We start from the raw sequence: 11,708 nt of genomic DNA on the forward strand, positions 1-11,708 counted from the left end.
CCTGTGCAGTCCCCCCGGAGAGCAGTGCGGCAGTCAGTGCAGCGGCAGTCAGCATCGATCCGGTAAACACGCGTGTGGTTCGCAGTTTCAACGTTTTCCCCTCGTCCGGACCCACCCGGGGTCCATCACCCTGTGTGTTTCACTCATACCCATGTCGAACCTGGTTCAGACACCCCACTGAGCGATAACTTCTCGCAATCGTACAGCTATGGTTGCCGCCGGACCCGGTTCGATCATCTGGTTGTGTTCGCAATCGACTTCGGTGACTCGGATGTCCCCTTCTACAAACCTTCGCCATTCGGCGACATCGTGTCCGTTCTCCGTAGATCTTCCGGCTACGAAGAACTCGACGGCTCCAACGTGGACAGGCGGTTGGTGCCGATTCGTCAATTCGACGGAGTGGGAGTAACCGCGACTGATCCGCGCCAGATGCTCCGCTTCGATTCCGATTCCGGCACCCAGGGTCTGCTCCAGCAATTCCGCCGCTTCTTCGAAGGTCTCGACCGTCTTGGATCCCGCCGGCATCGCGAGCCCGGCCAGTAGTTCGGAGACCGAGAGTTCTGCGGGCTGATCGGAATCCGACGACGGATAGCTGTCGAGTATCGACAGAGTCACGTCACGTCCGCTCCGAGTGAGGCTGTGTGCCACGGCGTGTGCGATCACGCCGCCGAGCGACCAGCCGGCCAGATGGATCGGGCCGGTCGATGCCACGGCTGCAATGCGATTCGCGTAGTCGTCGGCGAGTTCGGTCAGCGAGTCGAAGCTGGGCCCGCCGCTCAGGGACGGTAGCTGAAGACCGTAGACGGGTTGATCCAGCTCGAGATGCTTGACGAATTCTGCGTAACCCCAGGACAATCCGATACCCGGATGGACGAAGAACAGTGGTGCACGATCGGATCCGGCGCGCAGCGTGATCATCGGGGCGAGAAGATCCGACGAATCGTCCGGCGAGTGTGCGTCCATTCCGTCGGCAGCCCGGGCGACTCCGGCAGGTGTCGGATCCAGGAAAAGCGATTGCAACGGCACTCGCATCCCGAGACGCTTCTCGAGTTCGATGGTGATGCGAGTGGCCACGATCGACGTTCCGCCCAGTTCGAAGAAGTCGTCGTCGACGCCGATGTGCTCGTGCCCGAGCACGGTCTCGAAGATGTCGACGACCGTTCGTTCGGTGTTGTTTGTCGGCGGTGCGTACGGGACCGTGCGTCGCTCGAAGCTCGGGGTCGGCAGTGCCTTGCGGTCCAGCTTGCCGACCGGTGTCACCGGAATGCGGTCGACGACGACGATCGCGCCGGGAACCATGTGCGCGGGCAGGCGAGAAGACAGATGGCGGCGAAGCTCCCAGTCGTCGACGGTCTGTCCTTCCACGGGCTGGATGTAGGAGGCGATCATCGTCTCCCCCGACGGCGCTTCGTGCCCGAGTGTGGCGGCGAAGTAGACGGATGGGTGTGCCATCAGGACAGAGTCGATTTCGCCGAGCTCGATGCGGAATCCGCGGACTTTGATCTGGAAGTCGCTGCGGCCCAGGTATTCGAGGGTGCTGTCGGAGCGCCAGCGCACCAGGTCGCCCGTGCGGTACATCCGCTGGCCTGGTTCGCCGAACGGATCGGCGACAAATCGGTCGGCGGTGAGGTCGGGACGATTGTGGTATCCGCGGGCGAGTCCGGGGCCGGTCACGTACAGCTCCCCGATGACTCCCACCGGCACGGGCTTGAGGTGCCCGTCGAGGACCAGTCCGGCAAAGCCGATGGCCGGTCGTCCGATGTTGATGTCCTTGCCCGGCCGCATGGGTTCACTGACGCTGGCCTGGATGGTGGATTCGGTGGGTCCGTATCCGTTGAACATGCGACGGTCGCGGCCCCAGATGTCCACGAGTTCGGGTGGGCAGGCCTCGCCACCGACTGCGAGTACGCGGAGTTCGGGTAGCGCGGAGCTTTCGATCGAGCTGAGCGCGGTCGGAGTGATGAACGCGTGTGAGACGTGTTCGTCGGCAAAGATTTCGGCCAACTCGGATCCGCCGAAGACCGTCGGTGGGATGACGACCAGGCACGCTCCGCTGCCGAACGCCATCATGAGTTCGAAGACCGAGGCGTCGAAGCTCGGTGATGCCAGGTGAGAGATCCGCGAATAGGGCTGGACGTTGAATCTCTGATGTTCCTCGGCGTTGAGGTTTGACAACCCGAGGTGGGTGACGATGACGCCCTTCGGCTTCCCGGTTGATCCCGAGGTGTAGATCAGGTACGCGGGATGCCCGTGATGCAAGGGGATCGTGCGGTCGCGATCGGTGATCGCGGCTGCGCTCTGGGCGTCGATCTCGTCGACGGTCTCGGCTTCATCGAGGACCATCCACTCGACCGTGTCGGGAAGTTGACTGCGGTGAGCGTCGTCGGTGATGCCGAGTACGGCCCGCGAATCGTCGAGCATGTGGTTGATGCGATCGTCGGGATAGTTCGGGTCGACCGGCAAGAATGCTGCACCGGTTTTCGTGACCGCCCAGATCGCGACGATCTCCGCGGTGGACCGCGGCAGACCCAGCGCCACAAAATCTTCGGGACCGACGCCGCGCCGACACAGCGCGCGCGCCAGCTTCGTCGATTCCTCGTCGAGCTCGCGGTAGGTCATCGACCTCTCGCGACTCGAGAGGGCTGGGGCATCCGGGTTCGAGGCGACTGCTTCGGCGAGGATCTCCGGCCACACCCGCGCTCGAGTCGCGGCGGCACCGGATGCCGGCACCAGGGCAGCTGTTTCGTCGGCGCCGAGGATGCCGATGTCGGCGATACGTGTTGCGGGTTCGCGTCCGACAGCGTCCAGGATCAGGCGCAGTCGGTCGGCAAACCGCCGAATGGTGGCGGGTTCGAAGAGATCGGTTGCGAAGTCGAAGGCTGCGGACATCCCAGCCGGGATGCCGAACTCGTCGAACTTCTCGTCGACGATCAGCTCCAGGTCCTCCTTCGCGAATTTGGTTTCCACGGTCAGTCCGTCGATGTCGAGGCCGGGTAGGTGGAAATGTGCGGGTTCGTTGTTCTGAAGTTCGAGGGCGACCTGGAACAACGGTGAGTACGACGTGGATCTGGTTGGGTTGATGACGTCGACGAGCCGTTCGAATGGCAGGTCCGAGTTCTGGAATGCGGCCAGGTCGATTTCCCGGACGTGCTCCAACAGGTCGGCAAACGTGATTTCGGGATCGACACTGGTTCGCAGGACCAGTGTGTTGACGAACATTCCGACGAGATGGTCGAGCGCTTCCTGACCTCGGCCGGCGATCGGTGTGCCGATGGTGACTTCGTCGGCGCCCGACAACTTGGACATCAGCACTGCGAGCGCGCCGTGCAGCGCCATGAACATCGTGACACCGTTTGCCCTGGTGAGGTCCGCGAGGGCGCGGTGGGTGTTCGCGTCGATGTCGAAGGTGAATCGGTCACCGTGGAAGGTCTGTTGCACGGGTCGCGGGTGGTCGGCGGGCAGTGCGATGACGTCGTCGAGTCCGGCGAGTTGCTCACTCCAGTAGTGCAATTGGCGACTGATGACGGATTCCGGGTCGTCTTCCGATCCGAGGACGCGATGCTGCCACAACGTGAAGTCTGCGTACTGCACCTCGAGCGGCGCCCACGTGGGCTCGGTCCCTGCCGTACGCGCCAGGTAGGCCGTCATCACGTCGCGTGCGAGCGGCGCCATCGACGAACCGTCGGCGCAGATGTGATGGACCACGACAAACAGAATGTGAACGGGTTCAGCGGTGTCGAGTCGGAACAGTGCCACGCGCAGCGGCAGGTCCACCGACACGTCGAAGCCGGTCGTGGCGAGTCGTTGCATGCGCTCCGCGAGTTCGTCCTCCCCCAACGTCATTTCAAGGACCGGCGGTACTGCCTCGTCGACGGTGAGCACTTGCTGAATCGGATCGCCGCCGACGGCGGGGAACACCGTCCGCAGTGTTTCGTGCCGCTCGACGACGTCGGCGATGGCCTGTTGCATGGCCGTGACGGCGAGGTCACCGGTAAGGCGAACAGCTAGTGGGATGTTGTACGCGGCTGAGCGTGTGTCGAATTGGTTCAGGAACCACATGCGCTTCTGCGCCAACGAGAGCGGGACGCTGCCACTGCGCTCCATGGGAGTGAGCGGCACAGTGCCGACGGCAGTGACAGCGCTGGAGAGCCGTTCGGCGAGCTGAGCCGTCGTCGGTGCCTCGAACAGCACGCGCACCCCGACGTCGATGTTCAGTGCGGAGTTGAGCCGCGAGACCACGCGAGTGGCGATCAGCGAGTTGCCGCCGAGCTCGAAGAAATTGTCGTCGACGCCGACCCGTTCGACGCCGAGTACGTCGATGAACGCATCGGCGATCCGACGTTCGAGGCTGGTGCCGGGCGCCCGGAATTCCACACCGGTTCCGGTGAACTCCGGCGTCGGCAACGCTTTTCGATCGAGCTTGCCGACCGCGGTGCGCGGTAGCTCGTCGACGATCATGATGCTGGCCGGAACCATGTGCGAGGGAACACGTCCGGCGAGGTGCGCGGTGATCTCTGCCCCGGTCAGCGTCGATCCTTCCTCGACGGTGAGGTAGGACGCTAAAACTGTGGCGCCGGCCGGTCCGTCGACGCCGAGTGTCACGCAATTCGTGACACTCGCCATTGCGGTGATCTGGGCGTCGACCTCGCCGAGCTCGATGCGGAATCCGCGAATCTTGACCTGGAAGTCGCTACGCCCGACGTATTCGATGGTGTGATCGCTTCGCCAGGAGACGATGTCGCCCGTGCGGTACATCCGGTCGCCTGGCTTGCCGAAGGGGTCGGCGACAAATCGCTCGCTGGTCAGGCCGGGACGCCGGTGGTATCCGCGAGCCAGGCCGATGCCGGCGATGTACAGCTCACCGGGAGCTCCGACGGGTACAGGTTGCAGGCGCGAATCGAGGATCATCTCGTGCACGCCGCGGATCGGTCCACCGATCGTGATGGGTGCGCCCACTGTCATGGGTTCGCTGATGTCTGCCATGACGGTTGTCTCGGTCGGGCCGTAGGCGTTGACGAATTCTCGTCCGGGAGCCCAGAGGCCGACGAGATGCGGCGGTAGTGTCTCTCCCCCGACGACGACGTGCCGGAACTCGTCCAGGCCGGCCGGGTCGACGGTGGCGAGTGCTGCCGTGGTGACGAACGCGTGAGTGACGTGTTCGCGGCGGATGAGACTTGCCAGTTCGGCGCCGCCGTAGATGTCGGTCGGGACGATCACCATGGTTGCTCCGACACCGAATGCCTGCAGGTACTCGAAGACGGCTCCGTCGAAGCTGGGGGTGGCGAAGTGCAGGGTTCGAGAGTGGTGATCTGCGTGGAATCGACGCTGCTGGTCGAGTGCGAAGCTGTCGAGTCCGGTGTGGGTGACGACAACTCCCTTGGGTCGGCCGGTGGATCCCGAGGTGTAGACCACGTAGGCGGCGTTGTCCATGACCACCGGTGCACGCCGTTCGTCCTGGGTGATCGGCAGCGTGCAACTGGTGGCGACGTCGTCGTCGAATGCCTCTTCTCCGAGCACCAACCAGGACACGATGGGTGGAAGTGTGTCGATGGCGTCGACGACGGTCAACCCGAACAACACCTCGGAGTCGCTGAGCATGTGTTCGATTCGGTCAGCCGGATAGGTGGGGTCGACGGGGACGAACGCTGCGCCGGTCTTGGCCACCGCCCACACCGCGAGTACGGATTCGACGGACCTTTCGATGCCGATGGCAACCGACGTCTCGGGCCCGGCGCCGCGGCGAATCATGGCTCTGGCCAACTGGTTCGAGCGCCGGTCCAGTTCGGCGTAGGTCGTGGAACGGCTGCCGGCCGAGAGCGCGATGCGGTCGGGATAGGTGGCAGAGACGTCGGCGAGAATCTCTGGGAGCGTTCGCGCGGAGCGCCCCGGGGAGCCGAAGACCGGCGCAAGATCACGGCTCTCGAACTCCGTGAGAACCTGCAGACGGGCCAGCGGCTGATCCGGTGCCGAGGCGAGTTGCCCGAGGACGATGCCCACGCGCTCGGTGATCTTGGCGACTTCGCGGGCGGAGAAGTGCGTCGGCAAGTACTCCATCTTCAGATTCAGCGTGTCACTTTCGGACGCCACCACGGCAATCGGATAGTGCGCCGAGTCGCGTCCGTCGATGCCGAGAACGTGCATTCCCGCGATGTCGGTTTCGGCGGTCAGGGCTGTCTCGTCGACGGGATACGACTCGAATACCGTCAGGGTGTCGAAGGAACCGGCGGCGCCGACTGCTCCGGCGATGTCCGACAGTCCGATGTGGTGGTGGTCGAGCAATGACGCTTGCTCGGATTGGACGCGAATGGCCAGTTCGGCGAGGGTTTCTCGGGCGTCGAGGCGGACTCGGACAGGCACCGTGTTGATGAACAGGCCGACTATCGATTCCACGCCGGGCACCTGTGGTGGGCGTCCTGAGACCGTTCCGCCGAAGACGACGTCGTCGCGTCCGAGAAGTTCGGCGAGCACGATTCCCCATGCCACCTGTACCAGGGTCGCCATGGTCAGGCCGCGGCTTCGCGCGAACGCTCGAAGAGTCTCGGTTCGTTCTGTCGGCAGCGAGTACGAGTGGATTTCACTTGCCACGGTTTCGGCGGCGGTGTCTGCCCTCGAGAGGTGGGTGGACGTGTCGACGCCCCGTAGCGCTTCTTGCCACGCCCGTAGCGAAGTCTCGGGTTCTTGCTTCGAGATCCAGGAGAGATAGTCGCGATACGACTGAACTCGGGGCAGAATCTCGGGGTCACCGTCGGTTGCGTAGAGAGTGAGCAGGTCTCGAAGCAACAGCGGGGTGGACCAGCCGTCGAGCAGGATGTGGTGGTTCGTCACGACGAGGCGTGCTGTGTCCGGTCCGATTCGCACGAGCATGAAGCGGATCAACGGGGCTGTTTCCATGTCGAAACGATGAGCGCGATCGCGTTCGAGCAGCTGACCGAGCGCGACTTCACTGTCTTCGGCCCCGGACAGGTCGATCTCGGCCCAGCCGATGTCGACACCGGAACGGATCACCTGCAGTGCCCGCCCTCCCGGTGCGGAGACAAATCCCGCGCGCAGGCTCGGATGACGATCAACCAAGGCCTGCGCGGCGCGGCGCAGGCGCGGCGCCTCCACCCGACCCCCGAGCTCGAGGGTCAGTTGCACCATGTACGGGTCGATTTCGGTTTCGTCGAACTGGGCGTGGAAGAGCATGCCCGACTGCAGAGGTGACAGTGACCAGATGTCGGTCAGGTCGGGGAATCTGCGCTCGAGCTGTTCGATGCTCTGTTGATCCGCGGTGACGAGATCGAGATCGGTGGGCGTGAGCTCGCGCTCGGAGTGTTCCTCCACGTATTCACTCAGTGCGCCCAGTGCTCGGGCCCAGAGCTCCGCCAGTTCGGTGACTTCGGCGTCGCTGAGAATGCCGCGGGGGAAGGACCACGTAGCGCGCAGAATCGGACCGTGTGCGGTATCGGTCGTGACGGCGTTGATGTCGAGCACCGACGCGGCGGCCAATTCGCCGCTGTGCGCTTCGTCGAGGGTCACTTCCGAGATCGGCAGCCACGGCACTTCGCCGTGCTCGGGATCCGAGCCGGCAAATCGTCCGAGGTAGTTGAACGAGATCTGCGGCGTGGGCAGCTCACGAAGTTCCTCGTTTCGATCGAGGTACTTCAGGATGCCGAACCCGATTCCGTTGTCGGGCAGGCCGAGCAGCGTTTCCTTGACGAGTTTCACGGCGGAGGCGGCGGTTGATCCCCCGGCCAGTGCATCGACGACATCGAGTCCGGTGAGATCGATCCGGACGGGGAACAAGGTGGTGAACCAGCCGACCGTGCGCGAGAGGTCGGCGCCCGGTACGGCGTTCTCCTCGCGGCCGTGCCCTTCGAGGTTGACGAGCACGTCCCCGCTGCGCTGTCCGCGCGATCGACGCCAGGCGGTGACGGCAATCGCGAGAGCAGCGAGCAGCCCGTCGTTCACCGAGCCTCCGAAATGCTGAGGCACCGTCGAGATGACGTTCTCGGTCACGGAGGTCGGAACGTCGACGCTGACGCGGTCGACGGTGGCTCCGACATCGACGGCTGGGTCGAGCCCGCGCGCCCCGAGCAATGGCTCGTCGGTCCGCATTCTCGACCACAGGTCGATCTCGTCGCGTCGCTGCGCAGCGGTCTCGGCGAGCGCTGTCGCCCAGCGACGTATCGACGTTCCGCCCGGCGGAAGTATCGGTGTTTCTCCGTCGAACGCCGAGGCATAAGCAGTGACCAGGCCCGGGACGAGCATGCGCCAGGACACACCGTCGACCGCGAGGTGATGAAGGACCAGGAGCAACCGTCCGGCTTCGGCCCGGTTGCCGTTCGAGCTGACGGGATCCAACCAGACTGCGCTGATCATCTTCCCGTGTTCGGGATCGAGGCGGCTGGATGCGTCCTGCATCGCGGTTTCCGCAGCGGCGACGAATTCTTCGCCGCTGGTGGACACGATGGGGGTTCGGCGCAGGATGTCGGGGGCGGTGATGCTCCCTGGCTCGCGGATCTCGAGTTGGTGAGTCGCGGCGTCCAGGCGCGCCCGCAGCACGTCGTGACGATCGAGGATCGTTTGCAATGCTCGTTCCAGCGCGGGGCCGGAGACATCCGCGGGCAGTGCGATCAGCGCGCTCTGGCTGTAACTGCGGATCGTGCTCAGGTGACCGCGACTGCGTTCGACGAGCCACTCCATGATCGGCGTGAGCGGTAGCGGGCCGGCTCCCCCGCCGGGTAGCTCCGTGAGAACCGGTGCCGTTTCCGATGATTCGATGAGGAGCACTTTGGTGAGGCCGGCCACGGTCTTCGCTTCGAAGACGTCCCGCGGAGTGAAGACGAGGCCTGCGGACTTCGCCCGTGAGACGAGTTGGATCGACATGATCGAATCGCCGCCGAGACCGAAGAAGGAATCGTCCACTCCGATACTGCCCCGACCCAGCACCTCCGCGAAGAGGTCCGCGAGGACCGCTTCGGTAGCGGTGGCCGGCGCCCGCGTCGCCTCGGTTGTTCCCGTGACGGTGAAGTCCGGAGCCGGGAGGCTGCGTCGGTCGAGCTTTCCGTTGACCGTCAGTGGAAGCGATTCGAGGACGACGATCGCGGTGGGCACCATGTACTCCGCGAGTTCGGCGGCGACGAAGTCGGTCACCGTCGCTGAATCGACGGTACTGCCTGTTTCGGCGACCACGTACCCGACGATCCGCGGTGACGCTCCCTCCGTTCGAACAAGTGCTACCGAGGCAGCGACGCCGGGGCAGCGGAGCATTGCGGCTTCGATCTCGCCGAGTTCGATGCGGAAACCACGCACCTTCACCTGGAAATCACTGCGGCCCACGTACTCCAACTGCCCCGCGTCGTTCCACCTCGCCAGGTCCCCGCTCCGATACATTCGATCCCCCGAACTACCGAATGGATCGGGAAGGAACCGCACCGAAGTCAATGCGGGTTTCCCGAGGTATCCCCGAGTCACCTGATCACCGGCGACGTACATTTCGCCGACGACACCTGGTGGTACCAAGTTCAGTCGCCGATCGAGTACGTAGACGGACAATCCCGGTACTGCTCGCCCGATGATGCTCGCCGACGCGTGCTCGCTGTCGTTGCGGTCGAGTGCGATTCGACTGACGTGCACTGTCGTCTCGGTGATCCCGTACATGTTGACCAACGTCGGAGCCGTGTCGGCCCGCCTGTCGTACCACTTGCGTAACTGCCCGAGGTCGAGCGCTTCGCCACCGAAGACGACGTAGCGCAGTGCAAGGTCGGGACCGGTGCCGTTCGGTGAGTACGCACGGTCGGCTTCGGCGAGTTGGTAGAAGGCGGTGGGTGTTTGGTTCAGCACCGTCACTCGCTCCCTGCGGAGCAGTTCGTGGAACATGTCCGGTGATCTGGTCGTGTAGTAGTCGACGACGACCAGCCGGCCCCCGTGTAGCAGCGGCCCCCACAGCTCCCAGACGGAGAAGTCGAATGCGTACGAGTGGAACATGGTCCACACGTCCGTGTCGTCGAACCCGAACGTCGGGGCGGTGTTGTCCATCAGAGTCAGGACGTTGCGGTGGCTGACCTGGACACCTTTGGGGCGCCCTGTGGATCCGGAGGTGTAGATGATGTACGCGATCGCGTCGGGCAGAAGTGGTGTCGTCCGGTCCGCGTCGGTGATGCGACGGGGCGCGGAGTGATCGAGGCGTACCGCGATCTCCGGCGATCCGAGTTCGACGACGTCTATGCCGGATTCGATGATCTCCGAAGGTAGGTCACTTCGGAAGTCTCCGGTCGTGACCAGGCATACCGGCCGCGCGTCGTCGAAGAGGAACCGCATGCGCTCGGCCGGGTAGGTGATGTCGACCGGCAGGTATGCCGCTCCGGTTTTGATGACGGCGACGAGGGCCAGCACGAGATCGGTGGTTCTGGGCATCGCAACAGCCACCACGGATTCCGGACCGATACCGCGGCCGATCAGGAGCCGCGCCAGGCGGTTAGCGCGCCCGTCCAGTTCGGCGTACGTCATGGCGCCGTCGCTGTCGTTGACCGCGGTCGACGACGGATGTGCTGCAACAGCCTCGAAGAATCGGTCCGCGATGTTGTCCGCTGGAGCCGGTTCGGCGTGAGTGTTCCACTCGGTCAGCATCTGTCGACGCTCGTCGGCGCCCACGACGTCGATGTCACCGGTAGGAGTCGACGGCTCTCGCGAGACCGCCTCGAGGATGGTGAGCAGTCTGCGTGAGAACGAATCGATCAAGTCACCGTCGAACAGGTCTGTGGCGTAGATGAATTCGGCGTCGATTCCATCCGTTCCGCCATCCGCGTCGTAACGCTCGGTGACCGAGAGTTGCAGATCGAACTTGGCGACGGGTAGGTCGAACTCGACTCCCGAGACCGACAGCCCCGGCAATTCGAGTTGTGGGAGTGCATTGTTGCGGAACTCGATGAGGATCTGGAACAACGGAGTGTGCGAAGTCGAGCGTTCCGGGTCGAGTGCGTCGACCAACCTTTCGAAGGGCAAATCGGTGTGCTGGAACGCGCCGAGGTCGCCTTCGCGAACCTGGGCGAGGACGTCCTCGAACGACGCGTCGGGCGTGATCTGTGTTCGCAGCACGAGAGTGTTGACGAACATACCGACCAGGTGATCGAGTTCGGCCTCGCCGCGGCCGGCGACGGGTGTCCCGATGGCGATGTCCTCGGTACCGGCCAGGCGCGCCGCAAGTACCGCCAGTGCTGCGTGCATGAGCATGAACATGGTGGTGCCGTGCTCACGTGCCAGGTCGGTCAGCGCCCGATGGGTCTGCGGCGATACCGCGAACCGGTGGACCGAGCCGACCATGGACGGCTTTGCCGGACGTGGGAACGACGTCGGCAACGCGATCGGCTCGCCCAGTCCCGCGAGTCGGTCCTTCCAGTAATCGAGCTGACGGGTCAGAGCCGAGTCCGGATCTTCCTCGGAGCCGAGCACTTCGTGCTGCCACACAGCGAAGTCGCCGTACTGCACGGCCAGTTCCGACCAGTTCGGCGCACTGCCGGCACTGCGGGCCGCGTAAGCCGCTGCCACGTCCGCTGCGAGGGGGTTCATCGAGAACCCGTCGGCGACGATGTGGTGGACGACGATCACGAGTACGTGCCTGCGCTCGTCCCCGTCGACGCGCAGGACCGCGCAGCGGATCGGAACTTCGGCCGAGGCGTCGAAGCCTGCCGAGGCCAGCTCGAGGATTCGATCGGACACTCTGGCAG

1 protein-coding gene is annotated in these 11,708 nt (G+C 64.3%); it reads right to left on the reverse strand.

Annotation, left to right across the window (positions count from 1 at the left end; genetic code table 11):
• Window positions 1–165: 165 nt before the first annotated feature.
• Window positions 166–11,708, reverse strand: an 11,543-nt coding sequence (locus RWT78_RS23410; protein ID WP_314681243.1) for a non-ribosomal peptide synthetase, incomplete at its 5' end; no start/stop codon positions are given.

Origin of the sequence: uncultured Rhodococcus sp. (assembly GCF_963525155.1) — a bacterium.
In the GTDB taxonomy this organism is placed as follows: domain Bacteria; phylum Actinomycetota; class Actinomycetes; order Mycobacteriales; family Mycobacteriaceae; genus Rhodococcus_F; species Rhodococcus_F qingshengii.